The 24,338-nt window shown below is 72.2% G+C and carries 5 protein-coding genes; 4 read left to right on the top strand and 1 reads right to left on the bottom strand.

The features are described 5' to 3' along the window. Positions 1-24: 24 nt before the first annotated feature. Positions 25-990: a 2,3-diaminopropionate biosynthesis protein SbnA gene (gene sbnA, locus ACQPZP_RS28830; RefSeq protein WP_433472863.1), complete on the bottom strand. Its 966-nt coding sequence runs from the start codon at positions 988-990 to the stop codon at positions 25-27. Between the two features lie 236 nt (positions 991-1,226). Here sbnA and ACQPZP_RS28825 point away from each other — a divergent pair, with 236 nt between their 5' ends. From ACQPZP_RS28825 to ACQPZP_RS28810, 4 genes are all read left to right on the top strand, one after another. Then, entirely contained in the window at positions 1,227-2,726 is a 1,500-nt protein-coding gene (locus tag ACQPZP_RS28825) for an amino acid adenylation domain-containing protein (protein ID WP_433472862.1), read from the top strand. A gap of 457 nt (positions 2,727-3,183) precedes the next feature. Continuing rightward, positions 3,184-12,762 carry an amino acid adenylation domain-containing protein gene (locus ACQPZP_RS28820; RefSeq protein WP_433472861.1) on the top strand — a complete coding sequence of 3,193 codons (9,579 nt, stop codon included), beginning with the start codon at positions 3,184-3,186 and terminating at the stop codon, positions 12,760-12,762. Next, positions 12,759-20,438 carry an amino acid adenylation domain-containing protein gene (locus ACQPZP_RS28815; protein WP_433472860.1) on the top strand — a complete coding sequence of 2,560 codons (7,680 nt, stop codon included), beginning with the start codon at positions 12,759-12,761 and terminating at the stop codon, positions 20,436-20,438. Before ACQPZP_RS28820 ends, ACQPZP_RS28815 begins: the two co-directional genes overlap by 4 nt. Beyond that, entirely contained in the window at positions 20,435-24,328 is a 3,894-nt protein-coding gene (locus ACQPZP_RS28810; protein WP_433472859.1) for an amino acid adenylation domain-containing protein, read from the top strand. Before ACQPZP_RS28815 ends, ACQPZP_RS28810 begins: the two co-directional genes overlap by 4 nt. Positions 24,329-24,338: the final 10 nt, after the last annotated feature.

Genomic DNA, 24,338 nt, shown 5'->3' with positions numbered 1-24,338 from the left:
GGAAACTCCGTGATTTCCAGATGATCAGGTGCCGAGGGTGGCGGCGAGGTCGCCGAAGTGTTCGCGCACCCAGTTCTTCTCGTAGATCGAGTCCAGGTAGCGTTCGCCGAAGTCGGGGGCGATGGCCACCGCGACCGGGTCCTCGCCGGGGTACTTCTCGTCCAGCCAGCGGGACGCGCCCGACACCACGGTGCCGGTCGAGCCGCCGAACAGGAACCCGCGCGACGCCAGCGCGTGCACGGCCCGGATCGTGTCGGTCTCGGGGACGTGCACCACGTCGTCGATGAACGACTCGTCCACCAGCCCCGGCTTGCTGCTGGTGCCGAGTCCCGGCACCATCCGCCGCTCGGGGATGCCGCCGAAGGTGACCGAGCCGACCGCGTCCACCGCCACGATCGTGACCGGGCGGCCATGCTCCCGGAAGTAGCGGGCGCAGCCCATCAGGGTCCCGGTCGTCCCGGCCCCGACGAAGAGGACCTCCAGGTCAGGGAACTCCCGGTCGATCGCCGGCGCGGTGCCGCGATAGTGCGCGAGCCAGTTGTTCCGGTTCGCGTACTGGTTCAGCCACACGTACTCGCCGCCGGCCGCGCACAGGTTCCGGACGTACGCGATGCGGCCCCCCAGGTAGCCGCCGTTGGCGTCCCGGTCGGACACGACGCGGACCTCCGCGCCGAGCGCCCGCATGACCCGCATCGACGCGGGATTGCAGCGCGGGTCCGTGACGCACACGAACCGCAGCCCGCGGCTCGCGGCGATCAGGCTGAGCGCGATGCCGAGGTTGCCGGAGGACGACTCCACGATGATCGAATCGGGGGTGAGCACGCCCTCCCGTTCGGCCGCCTCGACCATCGCGGCGGCCGCCTTGAGCTTCACCGAACCGGCGAAATTGAAGCCCTCGCATTTGAGGTAGAGCGGACGCTCGATGACGTGCCGGAGATCGACGTAAAGGTCGTCGACATTGAAATCCTGCGGCGAGGTCACTATCGGCACGCTGCCACCCTGAAATGAAGAAGCAATTCCCTCATCTTCCCCCGACGCTCGCCGCGGGCTGCACACCGGAGCCATGGCGGAGCATCACGGTACCTTCGCCCATCTTCCCGCCGCAACCCCCTGATTACCGACCGGTAGGGCAGAATGCGAGATGCTTCTGGGGAACGCCGGACATAAGCTATGCCCCCGCTTGTATTGCTGTTACAGCGAGAAGTTCTACATCACGGAGAGTAATGATGAGTGCTCGCGGACCCGCCGTGGACCGGCTGCTCACCCGGGCCGGGCTGCCCGCCCTGAAGGTGTCCGCGGCCGAGACCGGCCGGGCCCGCGAGTTGGCCGCGCGGCACGGGATGCTCCGTGAGCGGGACGTCGACCTCGCCGACCCCGTCATCACGCGGGTGGAGCGGTTCGCCGCCGAACGCGACCGTCCCGCCGTGACCGACGAGCACCGCTCGCTCTCCTACGCGGAACTGGCCGCCGAGGCCCGCCGCCTGGCCACGCTGCTGGAGGACGAGGGCGTCGAGCCCGGCACGGTCGTCGGCGTCGGCGGCGGGCGCTGCGCGTCCGTGATCGCGGCGTTCCTGGCGATCGAGCTGATCGGTGCCCTCTACGTCCCCGCCGACGAGACCTGGCCCGCCGGCCGCGTCCGCGACGTCCTCGGCCAGGCGGGGGCGTCCCTGCTGGTCACGGTCGATGCGGGCAACCCCGCGCCGGCGGCGGGCGCCGCCGAGGCAGGCTGCCGCGTCGTCGACGCCGCCCGGTCCGGGGACCTGCCCGAATGGCCGGGCGAGCCGCGCCTGAACGGGCTCGACCAGCCCCGGTACGTCCTGTTCACCTCGGGTTCGACGGGCCGTCCCAAGGGCGCGGTCGTCGAGCACCGGGGCATGCTCAACCACCTCTGGGCGAAGATCATCGACCTGGAGCTGACCGGCGACGACGTGCTCGCGTTCACCGCCCCGCTCGGCTTCGACATCTCGATCTGGCAGATGCTCTGCCCGCTGCTGCTGGGCGGACGGGTGGACGTCATCGGCGACGAGACCGCCCACGACCCGGTCGCGTTCGCCCGCGCCGTCGACGCCCAGGGCATCACGATCGTCGAACTGGTCCCCACCATGGTCAGGCACCTCCTGGACGACCTGACCCCCGCCTCGCTCCGCACCCTCCGCTGGATGATCGCCACCGGCGAGGAGCTGCCGGCCGAGCTGTCCCGCCGCTGGCTGGAGGCCGTGCCGCACGCCCGCCTCCTCAACGCCTACGGCCCGACCGAGTGCTCCGACGACGTGACCCACCACACCGTGACCGCCGCTGACCTGGGCCTTCTCCGCCTGCCGATCGGCACCCCGATCGTCAACGCCCGCCTGTACGTACTCCGCGAGGAGGGGGACGGCACGTGGGCGGCCTGCGACGTGGGCGAGACCGGCGAGCTGTTCGTCGGCGGGGTCGTCGTGGGACGCGGCTACCTCGGCGACGACGAGCGGACCCGCGAGGCGTTCTTCCGCGACCCGTTCGGCGCGTCCCCGACCGGGCGCCTCTACCGGACGGGCGACGCGGTGCGGCTGCTGCCGGCCGGCGCGGGCGGCGAGGACCGGCCCACCCTGCAGTACCTGGGACGCGTCGACCGGCAGGTCAAGATCGGGGGCGTGCGGATGGAGCTGGGCGAGATCGAGGCGGTGCTGCAGCGGCATCCGGCGGTGCGCGCCGCCGCCGTCGTCGTGCACGAGTACCCGCCCAGGTAGAGGTGCGACAGTTCACCGAGCGTAATCGCAGTGGCCGGATTCAGTCGCCAACCTTTGTTACCCGGCGAGCGTCCGGCCGGCCTGGTGGCGGTACCTCGACCGGCAGTTTTGTCACTCTTGTTAGCAATGGGTCGGGTCAAGTTCTGCTTTTGAGGGGATTGCGAGGCATGTGACCGGCTGGTTGACTGTGACCCCGCTACTCCCGAGTAGTACGCGGGACGCGGGCGGCTCCGGCCGAGAGCGGAAAGCGGCGGCGCTCCGTATTGGCCGGAACACAGGGCGTTGGCTCCGGGACCGCGGGGGCATTCTCGCGTTCCGGAAGGGACTCGGGGTGAAAGGGGACGGGGAAACCCGATCAGTCTGTGGTCATTCTCTTTGATTGTGTGCCCGGCGGCGTCCTGCTGATTTCGATACCGGGCGTAAAGAAAACCCCCTGCGACCGGGAAAGTGCCGCTTGATGTCCATCGAGTACGTTCCTCTGTCGGCCGCTCAGCAGAGCGTCTGGTACGCGCAGCAGCTGGCGCCCGAAACGCCGATCCACATCGCGCAGTACATCGAGATCGAGGGCCCGGTCGACCACGGCCTGCTGGACCGGGTGGCGCGCATCGCCGCGCACGAGGGGCTGGCGCTCAACGCCCGGCTGACCGAGCGGGACGGCATGCCGCTGCAGGTCCTCGACCCGGACGCGACCGCGACGATCCCGCTCGTCGACCTGTCCGGCGAGCCCGACCCGGACGCCGCCGCGCGGGCGTGGATGAAGGAGCGGATGGCGGCGCCGCTGCCGCTGGACGCCGACCGGCTGTACGTCACGGCCCTGCTGCGGCTGTCCCCGGACCTGCACCGGTGGTTCATCCGCGCGCACCACGCCATCCAGGACGGCTACAGCGGCCTGGTCATCAGCCGCCGCGCCGCCGAGATCTACACGTCGCTGGCGGACGGCGGCGAGTACGTCCCGGCCGAGCAGGGCGACTACCGCAGGGTCCTCGCCGAGGAGGAGGCGTACCGGGCGTCGGAGAGGTTCGAGCGGGACCGCGCCTACTGGACCGAACGGTTCGCCGACCGGCCGGTCGCGGTGTCGCTGTCGGACGAGATGGCCGAGCCGACCGACGACTACCTCAGCCTGATCACCGTCATCCCGCCGGACCGGGCGGCCGGGCTGGCCGCCGGCGCCCGCCGGCTGCGCACCGCGACGCAGGGCCTCGCGATCGCCGCGACCGCCGCGTACGTGGCGCGGATGACGGGCACTGAGGACGTCATCCTCGGCCTGGCCGTCACCGGCCGCACGACGCGGGTCGCGCTGGACACCCCGGCGATGATGGCGACGGTCCTGCCGCTGCGCGTCCGGGTCCGGCCGGACATGACGGTGGACGAGCTCGTCCGCGCGGCGACGCGGGCGAGCGCGCGGGCGCTGCGCCACCAGCACTACCGGCGCGAGGACCTGCTGCGCGACCTGAAGCTGCTCGGCGAGCGCCGCCGCCTCTACGGGCCGGTCATCAACATCATGGCGTTCGACTACCGGCTGGACTTCGCGGGCCTGCCGGCGAGGATGCACGCGATCACGACCGGGCCGATCGACGACCTGTCCATCAACATCTACGACAACTTCGACGGCACCGGCATGCGCGTCGACTTCGAGGCGCACCCCGACCTCTACACCGAGGACCAGGTCTCCACGCACCTGGACCGCTACGTCCGGCTCCTGCGCACGCTCGGCGACGCCGACCCGTCCACCCCGCTACGCGACGTCGAGCTGCTCGACGACGCCGAGCGCTCCCTCGTCCTGGACGAGTGGAACGACACGGAGCTGCCCGTCGAGCCGGCCGTCGTCCCCGAGCTGTTCGAGGCGCAGGCCGCCCGGACACCGGACGCGACCGCCGTCGTCTGCGGCGGCGTCCGCGTCACCTACGCCGAGCTGAACGCCCGCGCGAACCGCCTCGCCCGCCACCTCATCGAGCGCGGTGCCGGCGCGGAGGACTTCGTCGCCCTGGCCCTCCCGCGCGACGCCGACCTGGTCGTGGCCGCGCTGGCCGTGCTGAAGGCGGGCGCCGGGTACCAGCCGATCGACCTGGCGTACCCGCCGGACCGCATCGCCTACATGCTGGAGGACGCCGCCCCCGCCTGCGTCATCACGACGTCGGACGCCGGCCTGCCCGGCGGGACGCCCCGTGTCGAACTCGACGCGATCCCGCTCGACGGGTACTCCGGCGACGACATCGGCGACGCCGACCGGGTCCGTCCGCTGCGCCCCGCCAACCCGGCGTACATCATCTACACGTCGGGTTCGACGGGCCGGCCCAAGGGCGTCGTCATCTCGAACGCCAACGTCGTGGACTTCTGCGCCGAGTCGATGGCGAGCTACGGGCCCGACCGGATGCGCCGGGTGCTGTTCTCCACGTCGCTGAACTTCGACGTGTCGGTGTTCGAGTGGCTGGTGCCGCTGACCGCGGGCGGCGAGATCGAGGTCGTCCGCGACCTGCTGGAGATCGCCGAACGCGGCGGCTGGTCCGGGACGCTGGTCAGCGGTGTCCCGTCCGCGGTGTCGGTCCTCCTGGCCCGAGGCGGACTCGACCTCGCGGTGGGGGACGTGGCGCTCGGCGGGGAGGCGCTGCCGCCGCAGCTCGTCCGGGACGTCCGGGCGCTGCTGCCGGACACGCGGATCTCCAACATCTACGGCCCGACCGAGGCGACGATCTTCGTCACCGGCTGGAACGACGACGGCAACGCCGAGGGCCGCGCGCCGATCGGCCGCCCGATGGCCAACACCCGCGCCTACGTGCTGGACGACCGGCTGAAGCCCGTCCCCGTCGGTGTGCCCGGCGAGCTGTACGTCGCGGGCGACGGGCTGGCCCGCGGCTACCTGCGCCGCCCGGCCCTGTCCGCGGACCGGTTCGTCGCGTGCCCGTTCGGCGGGCCGGGGGAGCGGATGTACCGCACCGGGGACCTCGTCCGGTGGCAATGGAGCGGTTCCCGGGGGGTGTGGGGGGTCGCCCCCTCACAAGAGGACCGCGCGGGCCACATCGAGTACCTCGGCCGTCTCGACGACCAGGTGAAGGTCCGCGGGTTCCGGATCGAGCCCGGCGAGATCGAGGCCGCCCTCTCCGCGCACCCCGCCGTCGCGCAGAGCGTGGTCGTCGCGCGCCGCGACGCCGCCGGCGACACCGTGCTCGCGGGCTACGTCGTCGGCCGGGTGGACCCGGCCGCGCTGCGCGCCTTCGTCGCCGGGACCCTGCCGGACTACATGGTGCCGTCCGCGATCGTCGTGCTGGACGCGATGCCCCTCACCCCGAACGGCAAGCTCGACCGGGCCGCGCTGCCCGAGCCCGACTTCGCCGCAGGCCTCACCGGACGCGGACCGCGCGATGCCCGCGAGGAGATCCTCTGCGGGATCTTCGCCGGAGTCCTCGGCCTGGAGCGGGTCGGCGTCGACGACGGCTTCTTCGACCACGGCGGCGACTCGCTGAAGGCGACCCGTGTCGTCTCCCGCGCCCGCGCCGCGCTGAACGTGGAGCTTCCTGTGCGGGCGCTGTTCGAGACGCCCACGGTCGCGGGCCTCGCCGAGTACATCGCGTCGGCGGCGGCCGATGCCGAGCGCCCCGCGCTGAAGGCGATGGAACGTCCCGCTCCGCTCCCGGTCTCGTACGCGCAGGAGCGGCTCTGGTTCCTCAACCGGCTCGAAGGGCCCACTGCCACCTACAACATGCCGATCCCGCTGCGGCTCACCGGCGCGATCGACCACGACGCGTTGCGGGACGCGCTGCGCGACGTCGTCGCCCGGCACGAGTCGCTGCGGACGCTGTTCGGCGACGCCGACGGCACACCGCACCAGGTCGTCCTCGCCCCCGGCGAGGCCGACGCGCGGCTCACGATCAGCGAGCCCGCCGACCTCCGCGGCGCCCTGTTCATGGACGCCACGTGCGGCTTCGACCTCGCGAACGAGCTTCCGGTGCGCGCCCACCTGTACCGGCTCGACGAGGACGAGCATCTGCTCCTGATCGTCCTGCACCACATCGCCGGGGACGGCTGGTCCATGGCGCCGCTCGCCCGCGATGTGATCAGCGCCTATCTGGCCCGGCGCGACGGGGGCGCCCCCGCATGGGCGCCGCTCGGCGTCCAGTACGCCGACTACGCGCTCTGGCACCGCGAGCTGCTCGGCGACGAGGACGACCCGGGCAGCCTCGCCGCCCGCCAGCTCGCCTACTGGAAGGACGCCCTGGCCGGGCTGCCCGACCAGATCAGGCTGCCGCACGACCGCCCCCGACCGGCCCGCGCGTCCTACCGGGGCGGCCAGGTCTCCTTCGAGGTGCCGGCCGACCTGGCGGACGGGCTGCGGACGCTCGCCCGCGACCACCAGGTCAGCGTCTTCATGGTCCTGCAGGCGGCGCTCGCCGCCCTCCTCACCCGGCTCGGCGCGGGAACGGACGTGCCGATCGGCTCGCCCGTCGCGGGCCGCACCGACGAGGCCCTGGACGACCTCGTCGGCGTCTTCGTCAACACGCTGGTGCTGCGGACCGACACGTCGGGAGACCCGTCGTTCGCGGAGCTGTTCGCCCGCGTCCGGGAGACCGGCCTCGCCGCCTACGCGCACCAGGACGTCCCCTTCGAGCGGCTCGTCGAGGTGCTCAACCCGGTGCGGTCGCTGGCGCGGCACCCGCTGTTCCAGGTCATGCTGACGCTGCAGAACAACCCGGAGGCGTCCGTCGAGCTGCCCGGCCTGGACGTCGCCGTCGAACCGGTGGACCCGGGGGTCGCCAAGTTCGACCTGGAGTTCCTGCTGGAGGATGCCCGCGACGGTGAGGGCGGGTTCACGGGCACCCTCGAATACGCCATGGACCTGTTCGACCGGGAGACAGCCGAACGGCTCGCCGGCTGGTACCACCGGACCATTGAGGGCGTCGTCGCGTCCGGCGGCGCGGTCACCGTCGGGGGACTCGAACTGCCCGGCATCCCCGAAGTCGTGGAAGGCCCGGCGGAGAAGCGGCTCGTCGCGTACGTCGTCGCGGCCCCCGGCCGGACGCTCGACCCGGAGGAGTTGCGCGCCCACATCCGGGAGAACCTGCCCGACTCGATGGTGCCCGCCGCGGTCGTCGTCCTGGACGAGATGCCGCTCACCCCTAACGGCAAGGTCGACACCGCGGCGCTGCCGAAGCCGGAGCCGGGCATCGCCCCGGCGGCCGCGTACCGCGCCCCGTCCGGGGAGACGGAGGAGGCCGTCGCCGCCGTCTTCGCCGACCTGCTGGGCGCCGACCGGGTCGGCGCCGACGACGACTTCTTCGCGCTCGGCGGCAACTCGCTCGTCGCGATGCGGGTGGTCAGCCGGATCCGCCGCGCCCTCGACGCCGAGCTGCCGGTCCGCGCGCTGTTCGAGGCCCCGACCGTCGCGAGCCTCGCCGCGCTGCTCGGCGGAGGCGTCTCACCGGGGCGTCCCGCGCTGGAGCCGCGCGAACGCCCGGACGTCGTCCCGCCGTCGTACGCGCAGCAGCGGCTCTGGTTCCTCAGCCGGTTCGAGGGGCCGTCCGCGACCTACAACATGCCGGTCGCGCTCCGCATCCGCGGCCCCCTGGACGTCGACGCGCTCCGCGCCGCCGTCGGCGACCTCGTCGGGCGGCACGAGTCACTCCGCACGATCCTGCCGGACGGCGGGGGAGTGCCGCGCCAGCTCGTCCTGGCTCCGGGCGCCGCCCGCCCGGAGCTGGAGGTCACCGAGACGACCGAGGCGGAACTGCCGACCCGGCTCGCCGTGGCCGCCGGATACGCGTTCGACATCTCCGCCGAGCCGCCCCTGCGCACCCACCTGTTCCGGGTCGGGCCGCAGGAGCATGTGGCACTGCTCCTCATGCACCACATCGGCGGCGACGGCTGGTCGATGGCGCCGCTCGCCCGCGACTTCATCACCGCCTACGCGGCGCGCGCCGGCGGGCGCGCGCCGGAGTGGGCGCCGCTGCCCGTCCAGTACGCGGACTACACGCTCTGGCAGCGCGAACTGTTCGGCTCGGAGGACGACCCGGACAGTCTGATCTCGAAGCAGATCGCGTACTGGCGGGGCGCGTTGGAAGGGCTGCCGGAGGAGCTTGCGCTCCCGGCCGACAGGCCGCGTCCGGCGGAGGCGTCCTACCGGGGCGGGACGGCCCGGTTCCGGCTAGGCGCCGACCTTCGCGCCGGTCTGCGGAAGGTCGCCCAGGAGACCGGCGCCAGCCCGTTCATGGTCGCCCAGGCCGCCTTCGCCGCCCTCCTCACCAGGCTCGGTGCGGGAACGGACGTGCCGATCGGCTCGCCCGTCGCGGGCCGCACCGACGAGGCCCTGGACGACCTAGTTGGCATGTTCGTGAACATGCTCGTCCTCCGGACCGACACCTCGGGTGATCCGTCGTTCCGGGATCTCGTCGGACGGGTCAGGGAGACCGACCTCGCCGCGTACGCGCACCAGGACGTCCCGTTCGAGCGGCTCGTCGAGGTGTTCAACCCGCCCCGGCACCTGGCCCGGCACCCGCTCTTCCAGGTCGGGCTGACGTTCCAGAACAACCCGGAGGCACGGCTGGACATGCCCGGGTTCAGCGCCGAGCCGGAACCGCTGACCGCCGGTGTGTCCCGGTTCGACCTGCTGATGATCCTCACCGAGCGGGAAGACGGGCTCGACGGCGAGTTGGAGTACGCGCTCGACCTCTACGACCCGTCCACCGCGCAACGCCTCATCGAGAGGTTCGAGCGGTACCTGTCGGCGCTGCTCGCCGACCCTGACGCGCCCATCGGCGACGCCGACGTCCTGGCGCCGGAGGAGCGGTCACTGATCCTCGGCGAGTGGGCCGGTGGTCATGGACGGCCAGTGGAGCAGGCCACGATCCCCGCGCTGTTCGAGGCGCAGGCGGCGGCTCGTCCGGACGCGGCCGCGGTGACGTTCGAGGGTGTGTCGTGGACGTATGGGGAGGTGAACGCGAGGGCGAACCGTCTGGCGCGTCGGCTGATCGAGCGGGGTGTGGGGCCTGAGCAGTTCGTGGCGCTCGCACTGCCGCGTTCGGCGGATCTGGTGGTGGCGGTCCTTGCGGTGCTGAAGGCGGGCGCGGCGTACGTCCCGATCGATCCGGATTATCCGGCGGATCGGATCGCGTACATGGTCGAGGACGCCAAGCCCGTCCTCACGCTGGGGCCTGAGGATCTGGATGCGTCCGGTTACGACGACACCGACCTTGGTGTCGTCGTCTCGCCGGACCATCCCGCGTATGTGATCTATACGTCGGGTTCGACCGGGCGTCCGAAGGGTGTGGTGGTTCCGCATCAGAACGTGGTGCGGTTGCTGCGCTCGACCGAGGAGTGGTTCAGCTTCGGTCCGGATGACGTGTGGACGTTGTTCCATTCCTACGCGTTCGACTTCACGGTGTGGGAGTTGTGGGGCTCGCTGCTGCACGGCGGTCGGCTGGTCGTCGTCCCGCATCTGACCTCGCGTTCGCCGGACGACTTCCTCGCTCTGCTGGAGCGGGAACAGGTCACGGTCCTCAACCAGACTCCGTCGGCGTTCTACCAGTTGATGGCCGCCGACCAGCAGAACCCGGGCACAGATCTGGCGCTGCGCTATGTGGTGTTCGGTGGCGAAGCCCTGGACCTGGGGCGCCTGGAAGACTGGTACTCCCGGCACGATGACGACGCGCCAACGCTCGTCAACATGTACGGGATCACCGAGACCACGGTGCACGTCTCCTACTGCGCGTTGGACCGCGCGTTTGCGGCGACCACGTCCGGCAGCGTGATCGGTGTCGGTATCCCTGACCTGCGCGTCTACGTCCTGGACGACCGTCTCCAACCCGTCCCGCCCGGTGTCGTGGGCGAGTTGTATGTGTCCGGCGCGGGGTTGGCGCGCGGCTATCTGAATCGTCCGGGCTTGTCGGCGGAGCGGTTCGTCGCCGATCCGCACGGCGACCCGGGCGCCCGCATGTACCGGACCGGTGATCTTGGCCGCTGGCGGCCGAACGGGACTCTCGAATATCTGGGACGCGCCGATCAGCAGGTGCAGCTACGCGGCTTCCGGATCGAATTGGGCGAGGTCGAGTCGGCCCTCGCCCGGCACGACATGGTCTCCGACGTCGCCGTCATCGTCCGCGACGACCGTCTCATCGCCTACGTGACCGGCGACGGTATCGACACCGCCGATCTGCGCCGGTTCGCTGGCAAACAGCTGCCCGACTACATGGTTCCGGCGATGGTCGTGGAGTTGGAGGCGCTGCCGCTGACGGTGAACGGCAAGCTGGACCGCAACGCGCTGCCCGCACCCGACTTCACCGTGAAGGTGTCCTCGCGCGCGGCACGCACGGCCGAGGAGGAGACTCTTGCGCGGTTGTTCGCCGAGGTGCTGGGTCTGGAACGGGTCGGGGTCGATGACGGGTTCTTCGATCTGGGCGGTGACTCGATCATCGCGATCCAGCTGGTCTCCCGGGCCCGTCAGTCCGGCCTGGTCATCACTCCGCGGGATGTGTTCCAGCATCAGACCGTCGAGGAACTGGCCGCCACCGCCAAACCGGTCGGTGAGGGAGAGGAGATCGAGGCCGAGGCTCCGGGTACCGGCGTCGGCCCCGTCCCCGTCACTCCCATCGTCGCGTGGCTCCGCGAAAGAGTGGGCGGCGACGCGTCGCTGATCAGCCGCTTCCACCAGTCGATGCTGCTGCGCACTCCGCCGGATCTCGGCCTGGAGCGGCTGACCGCCGCGTTCCAGACGCTCCTGGACCACCACGACATCCTCCGGCTCCGCCTGGACGTGGACGGCGGGCGAACTGAGGGACGAAGGTCGGGCGCCGAGGCCGAGGGCTCGCAGGCCGCAATGAACAGGGACGGCGACCGCTGGCAGCCCGTCGTCCGGCAGCCGGGCGCGTCGGACGCGGGCTGCCTCGTCACCCGCGTCGACGTCGCGGGCCTGGACGGCGACAAGGTCCAGGCCGTCATCACCGAAGAGGCCACAGCCGCACGCGACCGCCTCGACCCGGCCGCCGGGACGGTCGCGCAGCTCGTCTGGTTCGACGCGGGCCACGAGCAGGGGCGGCTGCTCGTCGTCCTCCACCACCTGGTCGTGGACGGGGTGTCGTGGCGCATCCTGCTGCCCGACCTCGTCACAGCCTGGGCCGGGGGTGAGCTCCAGCCGGTCGCGACGTCGTTCCGCCGCTGGGCGCAGAAGCTCACCGCGTCCGAGCGGAACAAGGAGGAACTGGAGGACTGGCTCGACATCGTCGACGGCCCGCCGCAGAACCTCGCCGGCCGAGCGCTCGACCCCCGCGTGGACATCGCCGCCCGCGCCCGCTCGCTGACCCTCGACCTGCCCGCCGACGTCACCGGACCGCTGCTCACCGACGCCCCCGCCGCGTTCCACGGGCGGGCGAACGACGTGCTGCTCACCGGCCTCGCCGTCTCCGTCGCCCAGTGGCGCAGGCGCCACGGCGCGCGCGGCACCGGCGTCCTCGTCGACCTGGAGGGGCACGGCCGCGAGGACGTCGTCCCGGGCGTCGACGTCTCCCGGACGGCAGGCTGGTTCACCTCGATCCACCCCGTCCGGCTCGACGCGGGCGGCGCGGCCGGCGGCGCGGCCGTCAAGAAGGTGAAAGAGCAGCTCAGGGCGGTCCCGGGCGCCCTCGGCTACGGACTCCTCCGCCATGTCGACGGCGAGGAGGAACTCGCCGGAGTGCCCCCCGCGCAGATCGCGTTCAACTACCTCGGCCGCGTCGATGCCGGCGGCGACGGCGGCGACTGGACGCTCGCCCCTGAGGACCTGCCGCCGGGCGAGGACCCGCGGATGCCGATGGCACACGTCCTGGAGATCAACGCCGTCACCCGGGACCTGCCGGGCGGGCCGGTGCTGTCCGCGACCTGGACGTGGCCGGGCGGGCTGCTGGACTCCGCCGACGTCCGGGAGCTGGCCGAGGGATGGTTCACGGCGCTGCGCGGTCTCGTCGCCGACGTCGCCGCCGGCGGGACGGGCGGGTTCACCCCCTCCGACCTGCTCGTGGAGCTGGACCAGCGCGAGATCGACAAGCTGCAGACGGCCTGGAGGCGGACGCCGTGAACCGGGGTGATCTTGAGGACATCCTGCCGCTGTCGCCGCTGCAGCAGGGCTTCTTCTTCCACGCCCTTCTCGACGCCGGCGACTCCGACGTGTACACGGCGCAGTTCGTCCTCGACCTGGAAGGGCCCCTCGATGTCGAGGCGCTGCGGACGGCCGCCGGGACGCTGCTGCGCCGCCACGCCAACCTGCGCGCCGCGTTCTGGCACGAGGACCTGTCACGACCGGTGCAGGTGGTCCCGCGCACCGTCGAACTGCCGTGGGAGGAGATCACCGCCTCCGGACCGGACGCGGACGCCGTCGTCGTCCGGGAACGGGCACGCGGATTCGACATGACGAAACCGCCGCTGCTGCGGTTCGTCCTCGTCAGGATGGGGCCCGAGCGGTTCCGGCTCGTCTTCACCAACCACCACATCCTGCTGGACGGCTGGTCCACGCCGATCCTCGCCACCGAGCTGTTCCTGCTCTACATGCAAGGCGGCCACGACACGGGGATGCCGCGCGTCACCCCGTACAAGAACTACCTGGCGTGGCTCGCCCGGCAGGACCGCACCGCCGCCGAAGACGCCTGGCGCCGCGCCCTGGACGGCCTGGACGGGCCCTGCCTCGTCGCCCCAGAGGCCGCCGCCCGCGCCCCCGAACCGCCGAGGCGGACCATCACCGAGCTCGACGAACGCGCGACCCGCCGCCTCACCCGCGCGGCCCGCCGCCACGGCGTCACGCTGAGCACCGTCCTGCAGGGCGCGTGGGGCCTCGTCCTCGGGAACCTCCTCGGCACGAACGACGTGGTGTCCGGCGCCACCGTCTCGGGCCGTCCGCCCGAACTCCCCGGCGTCGAGCAGATGATCGGGCTGTTCATCAATACGCTGCCGATCCGCGTCCAGTACCGGCTGGACGAGTCGCTCGGCACGCTGATGGAACGGCTCCAGGACGAGCAGACCGAACTCCTCGCCCACCACCACCTCGGCCTCACCGACATCCAGCGTTCCGCGGGCCACGGCGGCGCGCTGTTCGACACGATGACGGTGCTGGAGAACTACCCGTTCGATCCGTCCTCGATGGACGGCTCCCTCAACGGCGTCCGCATCACCGCGGCCGACTCTTACGACGCGACCCACTTCCCCCTGTCGTTCGTCGCCGCGCCCGGCGAGAGGCTTTCGCTCCGTCTGCACTACCGGCCCGACGTGTACGAGGCGGCAGTGGTCGAGGCGCTCCTGGCCCGGATCCGCCGATTCCTGGAAGCCTTCACCGAGGACGCGGACCGCCTGATCGGCGCGGTCGACCTGACGGACGACGCGGAACGGGCGGATCTCGCCGCCTGGAACGACACCGTCGCGGAGACCCCGTCAGGAACCCTCCCGGCCCCGTTCGAGTCCCAGGCCGTCCGGACGCCGTCGGACATCGCCCTCGTCTGCGACGGCACGCGGCTGACCTACCGCGAACTCAACGAGCGCGCCAACCGCCTCGCCCACGAGCTGATCGCCCGGGGGATCGGCCCGGAGGACCGCGTCGCCCTCGTCCTGCCGCGCACCCCGGAGATCGTCGTCGCGATCCTCGGCGTCCTGAAGGCGGGCGCCGCCTACGTCCCGGTCGACCCCGAGTACCCGCCCGGCCGCATCTCCTTCATGCTGGAGGACTCCCGCCCGGCCCTGACCATCACGGCCGGCGGCCTCCCCGGCACGGCCACGCGGCCGGCGCACGATCCCTCCGACGGCGAGCGGGTGCGACCCCTGCGGACGGACAACGCCGCATACGTCATCTACACCTCCGGATCCACCGGGCGGCCCAAGGGCGTGACCGTTCCCCACGCAGGGGTGCTGAACTACTTCGAGGCCCATCGGGACGCGTTCATCGATCCCGCGGTCGAGGCCGCCGGCGGGCGCAGGATGCGGTTCGCCCACCTGGCGTCGTTCTCGTTCGACACGTCGTGGATGGGGCTGCTGTGGATGATGTGCGGCCACGAGCTGCACCTCATCGACGACGAGACGCGCCGCGACGTTGAGGCGTACACGGCGTACGTGGCGCGCGCGCAGATCGACCTGGTCAACACCACTCCCTCGCATTTCGCGGCGCTGCGCGAGGCAGGGCTGCTGAGGCGGGACGGGCGCCATCCGCCGGCGCAGCTCCTCCTCGGCGGCGAGGACATCAGCGAGAGCCTGTGGGCCGAACTGCGGGCGGTCCCCGGGCTGACCACGCGTAACTTCTACGGGCCGACCGAATCGACGATCGACACGATGAACCAGGTGCTCGCCCGCAGCGAGCACCCCTCCGTCGGCCGCCCCGGCCGCAACACCCGGTCGTACGTGCTGGACACCGCGCTGCGGCCCGTCCCGGCCGGGATCCCCGGCGAGCTCTACCTCGCGGGCGTGCAGCTCGCGCGCGGGTATCTCGACCGGCCCGGGCTGTCCGCCGAGCGGTTCGTCGCCGACCCGTTCGGCGCGCCCGGCGACCGCATGTACCGCACCGGCGACCTGGCCCGGTGGCGTCCGGACGGGACGATCGAGTACCTCGGCCGCGCCGACGACCAGGTCAAGATCCGCGGCTACCGGGTGGAGCCCGGCGAGATCGAGAACGTCCTCGCCGGATGCGCGGGCGTCACCCGGGCCGCCGTGATCGTCCGCGAGGACCGGCCGGGCGACCGGCACCTCGCCGCCTACCTCGTCGGGCCGGACGTCGACGTCGCGGCGGTCCGGCGCCACGCGGCCGAGCGGCTGCCCGACCACATGATCCCGGCGTTCACCGTCCTGGACGCGCTGCCGCTCACCGTGAACGGCAAGCTCGACCGGGCCGCGCTGCCCGCGCCCGGCACCGGCGCGGCGGCCGGCCGGGCGCCGCGCTCGCCGCAGGAGGAGATCCTCTGCGGGCTGTTCGCCGAGATCCTGGGAGTGCCGCGGGTCGGCGTGGACGACGGGTTCTTCGACCTCGGCGGCGACTCCCTCACCGCGACCCGGCTCGTCAGCAGGGTCCGGTCCGCGCTGGGCGCCGAGCTGCCCGTCCGGGCGCTGTTCGAGGCGCCGACCGTCGCGGGTCTCGCCGAACGGCTCGCGGACGCGGCCGGCGACGTCCGGCCGCCGCTGCTCCAGGCCGAGCGCCCGAGTGTCGTCCCGCTGTCGTACGCGCAGCAGCGGCTCTGGTTCCTCAACCGGTTCCAGGGCGCGTCCGCGACGTTCAACATGCCGATCGCGCTGCGCCTGAACGGGGAACTCGACCTGGACGCGCTGCGCCTCGCGCTCGCCGACGTCACCGCCCGGCACGAGTCGCTCCGCACGATCTTCCCGGACTCCTCCGGCAGCGCCCGGCAGCTCGTCCTCGACCCGGCCGACGCCCGCCCCCGCCTCGACGTCGCCGACACCGAAGAGAGCGCGCTGCCGACGGCGCTGGCCGCCGCGGTCGGGCAGGGCTTCGACCTGTCCGTGGAGCCGCCGCTGCGGGCACGCCTGTTCGCGCTCGGCGACGACACGCACGTCCTCATGCTCGTCCTGCACCACATCGCGGCGGACGGCTGGTCGATGGCGCCGCTCGCCCGCGACGTGATCCACGCCTACACGGCCCGCTCGGAGAGGCGGGAACCGCAGTGGGCGCCGCTGCCCGTCCAGTACGCGGACTACACGCTCTGGCAGCGCGAACTGTTCGGCTCGGAGGACGACCCGGACAGTCTGATCTCGAAGCAGATCGCGTACTGGCGGGGCGCGTTGGAAGGGCTGCCGGAGGAGCTTGCGCTCCCGGCCGACAGGCCGCGTCCGGCGGAGGCGTCCTACCGGGGCGGCACGCACGCGTTCGAGCTGGACGCCGAACTCCACACCGGGCTCCTGGCGCTCGCTCGTGAGAGCGGCGCGAGCTTGTTCATGGTGATGCAGGCCGCCTACGCCGCGCTGCTCACCCGGCTCGGTGCGGGGACGGACGTGCCGATCGGCTCGCCCATCGCCGGCCGCACCGACGACGCCCTCGATGACCTGGTCGGCATGTTCGTCAACATGCTCGTGCTGCGCACCGACACGTCCGGGGAACCGTCCTTCCGGGACCTGATCGGACGGGTGAAGGAGGCCGACCTCGCCGCCTACGCGCACCAGGACCTTCCGTTCGAGCGCCTGGTGGAAGTCCTCAACCCGGCCCGGTCGATGGCGCGGCACCCGCTGTTCCAGGTCGTCCTGTCGTTCCAGAACAACCCGGAGGCCCGGCCGGCGCTGGACGGGCTGACCGGCGGCGCCGAGCCCCTCGCTGCGGGGGCCGCCAAGTACGACCTCTCCCTCTACCTGGAGGAACGGCACGCCGACGACGGCTCGCCCGGCGGCATCGACGCCGGTCTCGAATACGCCCTGGACCTCTTCGACCCCGGCACCGCGCAGACGATCGCGACCCGCTTCGAGCGCCTCGTCCGCGAACTCGTCACCGACCCCGACGCACCGATCACCGCGGCGGACATCCTCGACCGGAGCGAGCGGCGCACCCTCCTGCGCCGCTGGGCCGGCGGCAGGGGCGGCGACGTCGAACGGACGACCATCCCCGCGCTGTTCGAGGCGCAGGCGGCGGCTCGTCCGGACGCGGCCGCGGTGACGTTCGAGGGTGTGTCGTGGACGTATGGGGAGGTGAACGCGAGGGCGAACCGTCTGGCGCGTCGGCTGATCGAGCGGGGTGTGGGGCCTGAGCAGTTCGTGGCGCTCGCACTGCCGCGTTCGGCCGATCTGGTGGTGGCGGTCCTTGCGGTGCTGAAGGCGGGCGCGGCGTACGTCCCGATCGATCCGGATTATCCGGCGGATCGGATCGCGTACATGGTCGAGGACGCCAAGCCTGTCCTCACCTTGGGTCCGGAGGATCTGGACGCCACCGGCCATCCTGATACCAACCCCGGCGTGGCAATTGACCCCGCCCACCCCGCGTATGTGATCTATACGTCGGGTTCGACGGGGCGTCCGAAGGGTGTGGTGGTTCCGCATCAGAACGTGGTGCGGTTGCTGGGTTCGACCGAGGAGTGGTTCGGCTTCGGTTCGGATGATGTGTGGACGTTGTTCCATTCCTACGCGTTCGACTTCACGGTGTGGGAGTTGTGGGGCTCGCTGCTGCACGGCGGTCGGCTGGTCGTCGTCCCGTACCTGACGTCGCGTTCGCCGGACGATTTCCTGAGGCTGCTGGAGCGGGAGCGGGTGACGGTCCTGAGCCAGACTCCGTCGGCGTTCTACCAGTTGATGGCCGCTGACCAGCAGAACCCGGGCACAGATCTGGCGCTGCGTTATGTGGTGTTCGGTGGCGAAGCCCTGGATCTGGGGCGCCTGGAGGACTGGTACTCCCGGCACGACGACAACGCCCCGGTCCTGGTGAACATGTACGGGATCACCGAGACCACGGTGCACGTCTCCTACTGCGCGTTGGATCGCGCGTTTGCGGCGACCGCGTCCGGCAGCGTGATCGGTGTCGGTATCCCTGACCTGCGCGTCTATGTGCTGGACGACCGTCTCCAACCCGTCCCGCCCGGTGTCGTGGGCGAGTTGTATGTGTCCGGCGCGGGGTTGGCGCGCGGCTATCTGAATCGTCCGGGCTTGTCGGCGGAGCGGTTCGTCGCCGATCCGCACGGCAGGCCTGGCGCCCGCATGTACCGGACCGGTGATCTTGGCCGCTGGCGGCCGAACGGGACTCTCGAATATCTCGGACGCGCCGATCAACAGGTGCAACTGCGCGGCTTCCGGATCGAACTGGGCGAGATCCAGGCCGTCCTGACCAGGCATGAGGACGTCCGCGACGCCGCCGTCATCGTCCGCGACGACCGTCTCATCGCCTACGTGACCGGCGACGGTATCGACACCGCCGATCTGCGCCGGTTCGCTGGCAAACAGCTGCCCGACTACATGGTTCCGGCGATGGTCGTGGGGTTGGAGGCGCTGCCGCTGACGGTGAACGGCAAGCTGGACCGCAACGCGCTGCCCGCACCCGACTTCACCGTGAAGGTGTCCTCGCGCGCGGCACGCACGGCCGAGGAGGAGACTCTTGCGCGGTTGTTCGCCGAGGTGCTGGGTCTGGAACGGGTCGGGGTCGATGACGGGTTCTTCGATCTGGGCGGTGACTCGATCATCGCGATCCAGCTGGTCTCCCGGGCCCGCCAGTCCGGCCTGGTCATCACTCCGCGGGATGTGTTCCAGCATCAGACCGTCGAGGAACTGGCCGCCACCGCCAAACCGGTCGGTGAGGGAGAGGAGATCGAGGCCGAAGCGCCCGGAGCGGGCATCGGCCGCGTCCCGGCGACCCCGATCATGCGCTGGTTCCAGGAGTTGCACGGTCCCGTCGACGGCTACAGCCAGCGGATGCTGCTCCAGGTTCCGCCGGCTCTCGGCGTCGAGGACCTGACCAGGGCGCTCCAGACCGTCCTCGACCACCACGACATGCTCCGCCTCCGCGTAAAGGGCGCCGAGTTCGAGGTCGCCGAGCCCGGCGGGGTCGACGCCGCCGCCCTCGTCCGCCGCGTGGACGTCGAAGGCCTCGACACGGACGCGCTCCGCGCCGTCCTCGCCGACGAGGCCGAGGCCGCCCGCCGGCGTCTCGACCCGGCCGCCGGGACGATGGCGCAGCTCGTCTGGTTCGACGCCGGCCCCGCCGCGTCCGGGCGCCTGCTCCTCACCCTCCACCACCTCGTCGTGGACGGCGTGTCCTGGCGGATCATCCTGCCCGACCTGGTCACGGCGTGGGCCGGGGGAGACCTCGACCCCGTCCCGGCCTCGTTCCGCCGCTGGGCGCAGCGCCTCGCCGCCGAGGCGTCCGACCCCGCCCGGACGGCCGAGCTGCAGTTGTGGGACGACATCCTCGCCACCCCCGACCCCGTCCTCGGCGCCCGCCCGCTGGACCCGGCGGCCGACACGTTCGCGACGGCGCGGCACCGCACGCTCGACCTGCCCGCCGACGTCACCGGACCGCTCCTCACCGACGTCCCGGCCGCGTTCCACGGCCGCGTCAACGACGTCCTGCTCACCGGCCTCGCCCTCGCCGTCGCCGAATGGCGGAACGAACGCGGCGTCTCCGACGAGACGGCCGTCCTCGTCGACCTCGAAGGACACGGCCGCGAGGAGATCGTCCCCGGCGTCGACCTGTCCCGCACCGCCGGCTGGTTCACCTCGATCCACCCGGTCCGGCTCGACCCCGGGCGGCTGTCGCCCGCCGACGTCCGCGACGGAGGCCAGGCCGTCGGCACCGCCCTCAAACGGGTCAAGGAGCAGCTGCGTGAGATCCCCGGGAACGGCATCGGCCACGGGCTCCTCCGCTACCTCGGCCCCGCCCTGCAGACCGGCGGTCACCCGCAGATCGCGTTCAACTACCTCGGCCGCGGTGCCGCAGAGGCCACCGACTGGGGCCCCGCGGACCAGGCCGACACCGCCGCCCTCAGCCCTGGGGTGGACGGCGCGCTCGGCCTCGTCCACGCCATCGAGGTCAACGCGCACACGCGCGAGCTGCCGGACGGCCCCGAGCTGTCCGCGACCTGGACGTGGGCGGGCGGCCTGTTCGACGACGCCGCGATCGAGGACCTGGCCGGCCGCTGGTACGCGGCGTTGCGCGGACTCGTCGCGCACGTCGTGGACGGTGCCGCGGACGGGCCCGTCGGGGGGTTCACCCCGTCCGACCTGTCCCTGGTGGACGTCAGCCAGGAGGAGATCGACGAGCTCGCCGCCGAGCTCGACGGCGAATGGGAGCTGGATTGACCGCGTCGCAGCTTGAGGACATCCTCCCGCTGTCCCCCCTGCAGCAGGGGCTGTTCTTCCACGCCCTCTACGACTCGGGCCACGACGTCTACACCGCGCAGATCGTGTTCGACCTGCGCGGCCCACTGGACGTGAACGCCCTGCGCGCCGCCGCAGCGGCCCTCCTGCGCAGGCACGCCAACCTGCGGGCGGGGTTCCGGCAGCGCAAGGAGGGCTCACCGGTCCAGGTCGTCCACCGGACGGTGCGGTCGCCCTGGCGGGACGAGGACCTGTCCGCCCTCCCCGAACCCGAACGCGAGTCCAGGGCGCGCGAGCTCGCCGACGCCGAACGCGCCCGGCCGTTCGACATGACGAAACCGCCGCTGCTGCGCTTCCTGCTCATCAAGCTGGCGGACGGCCTGCACCGCATGGTGTTCACCAACCACCACATCCTGCTCGACGGCTGGTCCACGCCCGTCCTGCAGACCGAGCTGTTCGCGCTGTACCTGGCCAAGGGCGACGACACCGGAATGCCGCGCGTCACCCCCTACAAGAACTACCTCACATGGCTCGCCGCCCAGGACCGCTCAGCCGCCGAGGACGCTTGGCGCCGCTCCCTGGACAGGGTCCACGAACCCACCCTCGTGGCGCCCGGCGCACCCCAGCCCGGCACGGCCACACCCGGACGCGTCCGGACCAGCCTCACCGAAGAACTGACCTCGGCGCTCAGCGCGCGCGCCCGCACCCACGGCGTCACCCTCAACACCGTCCTGCAGCTCGCCTGGGGAACCCTGCTCGGCCGCCTCACCGGCTCGACCGACGTGGTGTTCGGCGCGGCCGTCTCCGGCCGTCCGGCCGAGCTGCCCGGCGTCGAGCAGATGATCGGGCTGTTCATCAACACGCTGCCGATCCGCGTCCGGGTCCGTCCGGCCGACACCGTCGCGGAGGCGCTGACCCGTCTCCAGGACGAGCAGGCCGCGCTGATGCCGCACCACCATCTCGGCCTGTCCGACATCCAGCGCCTCACCGGCGCCGGGACGCTGTTCGACACCATGACCGTCCTGGAGAACTACCCGTTCGACCCGGACGCCGCCGGCATCGACCTCGGCGGCCTCACCCTCCACGACGTCGACGGCTACGACGCGTCCCACTACCCGCTCACCCTCGCCGCCGTCCCCGGCCGCGCCCTGTCCCTGCGCATCGACCACCGCACCGATCCGTTCTCCGGGGCCGCCGCGGAGCGGCTGATGCGCCGCCTCACCCGCGTCCTCGAAGCCGTCGCCCACCACCCCGACCTGCCCCTCGCCCGGATCGACGTGCTGGACGACGAGGAACGCGCCCACGTCCTGCGTGACTGGCAGGGCGCGCAGACCGAACGCGGTCCCGGAACCCTCACCGCCCGCTTCGCCGAACAGCGGGCGAGAACCCCGGACGCCATCGCCGTCCAGGCCGGCGGCGAGTCGCTGACCTATGCCGAGCTCGACGCGCGGGCCGGGAGGCTGGCGCGCCGCCTCACCGGGCTCGGGGTGGGACCGGAGACACCGGTCGCGGTGCTGCTCGAACGATCCGCCGACACCGTCGTGGTCTCGCTCGCGGTTCTTCAGGCCGGCGGCGCCCTCGCGCCCGTCCATCACGGCCATCCGCCGGAGCGGATGGCCTGGGCGGTCGCCGAGATCGGCGCGCCGGTCCTCGTCGTCGACACCTCGATGCGCGACCGCGTCGCCGGCCTCGGCACGTCCGCGCACATCCTGGTCGTGGACGACGACCCTGGAATCGACGCGCCGCCGGACACCGCCCCGGCCGCCGAACCCCATCCGGAGCAGCTCGCGTTCGTGCTGTTCACGTCCGGGTCCACGGGAGTGCCCAAAGGCGTCATGCTCCGCCACCGCGACGCGGTCGACCTCGCCACCGACGGCATGTTCCGCGCAGGGGCGCACGACCGGGTCCTCGTCCACTCGCCGCACGCGTTCGACGCGTCGATCTACGAGGTGTGGACGCCGCTGCTGCACGGCGGGACGGCCGTCGTCGCGCCTCCAGGGCACCTGAACGGCTCGGCCCTGGAGGAGGCCATCGCCGCCGGGGGAGTCACCGGCCTGTTCCTCACCACGACCCTGTTCAACCTGGTCGCGGACGAGCGGCCGCAAGCGTTCGCGCGGCTCCGCGAGGTGCTGACCGGCGGGGAGGCGGGGTCGCCCACCGCGATGCGCAAGGTCCTCGCCGCATGCCCGGACACCGAGGTCGGCCACGTTTACGGGCCGACCGAGGCCACCACGTACACCACCTTCGCCGGGCAGCGGGCGCTGCTCGCCGGCTCGTCCGAGACGTCCCCCGTGCTCGGCCGTCCCATCGACGACATGCGCGTCTACGTGCTGGACCAGGGGCTCCGGCCCGTTCCTCCCGGCGTCGTCGGCGAGGCCTACATCGCGGGCGCGGGACTCGGCCGCGGCTACCTGCGGCGGCCCTCGCTCACCGCCGAACGCTACGTCGCCGACCCGTTCGGCGCCCCCGGCGACCGCATGTACCGGACGGGCGACCTCGTCCGGTGGCGGCCGGACGGCGCCCTCGACTACGTCGACCGCGCCGACCTCCAGGTCAAGGTGCGCGGGTTCCGGATCGAGCTCGGCGAGGTCGAGGCGGCCGTCGCCGCCCACCCGGACGTCGCGAACGTCGCCGTCGTCGCCCGCGAGGACACCCCGGGCGTCAGGACCCTCGTCGCCTACGCCGTCACCCCCTCGACCGACGGCCTGCGCGAGTTCGTCAAGGAGCGGCTGCCCGAGTACATGGTGCCCGCCGCGTTCGTCCGGCTCGACACGCTCCCCGCAGGGCCGAACGGCAAGCTCGACCGGCGCGCCCTGCCCGCGCCCGACTACGGCGAGGCCGCCGCCGGACGCGACCCCCGCACCCCCGAGGAGGAGCGGCTCTGCGGCATCGTCGCGGAGGTCCTCGGCCTCGACCGCGTCGGCGCCGACGTCAGCTTCTTCGACCTCGGCGGCGACAGCCTCGCCGCGCTCAGGCTCGTCACGCGCGCCCGGCGGGCCGGCATCGAGCTCACCCCGCGCGACGTGTTCACCCACCAGACGGTCGAGGGCTTGACCAGGGCGGGCAAGCCGGAGGACCGGCTCGGCTTCGAGGTCCTCCTCCCGATCAGGACGTCGGGGACCCGCCCGCCGGTCTTCTTCGTCCACCCCGCGGGCGGGCTCGCCTGGGGCTACCTCGGATTCCAGCGGCACCTCGGCCCGGACCAGCCGCTCTACGGGCTCCAAGCCCGCGCGTTCACACGGCCGGAGCTGCCCGGATCCGTCGAGGAGATGGCGGTCGACTACCTCGCGCAGATCCGCGCCGTCCAGCCGTCCGGCCCTTACCACATCGCGGGCTGGTCGCTCGGCGGGCTCGTCGCCTACGAGATGGCCGTCCGGTTCCAGGCGGCGGGGGAGCGGATCGGCCTCCTCGCCCTCATCGACTCCTACCACGGCCAGGACCTCGGATCCGAGCGCCGCGAGATCCTCCCCGAGCTGCTGGAGGGGATCGGCGTCGACGCGAAGATGGTCGCCGAGGACGGCAACCCCGACATGGCGCAGATCATGGCGATCCTCGCCGAACGCGACGACGCCCTCGCCACACTCGGCGAGGACGACCTGGTCAACGTCTACCGGAACTACGAGAACGGGGTCCGCCACGCCGAGGACTACCGGCCCCGGCGGTTCCGCGGCGACATCGTGTTCTTCACCGCCCTCCAGGGCCGCACCGCCGGCTCTCCCACTGGGCGGGCCAACTGGGGCCCGCTCGTCGACGGCGAGATCGAGGACTACCCGCTCGACTCCGCCCACCACCTGCTCCTGGAGCCGGGCCCGGTCGCCGAGATGGGCGCCGTCCTGGCCGCCAAGCTCGACAAACTGCACAGCACACAGTGAAAGGGACGCA

Origin of the sequence: Spirillospora sp. CA-142024 (assembly GCF_050942325.1) — a bacterium.
GTDB lineage: Bacteria > Actinomycetota > Actinomycetes > Streptosporangiales > Streptosporangiaceae > Spirillospora.
This window is presented reverse-complemented; position numbering and strand designations above follow the sequence as displayed.

Excerpts from the sequence above, each read along its gene's own strand:
- ACQPZP_RS28825 (WP_433472862.1), top strand. The coding sequence starts at position 1,227 with ATGAGTGCTCGCGGACCCGCCGTGGACCGGCTGCTCACCCGGGCCGGG.
- ACQPZP_RS28820 (WP_433472861.1), top strand. The coding sequence starts at position 3,184 with ATGTCCATCGAGTACGTTCCTCTGTCGGCCGCTCAGCAGAGCGTCTGG.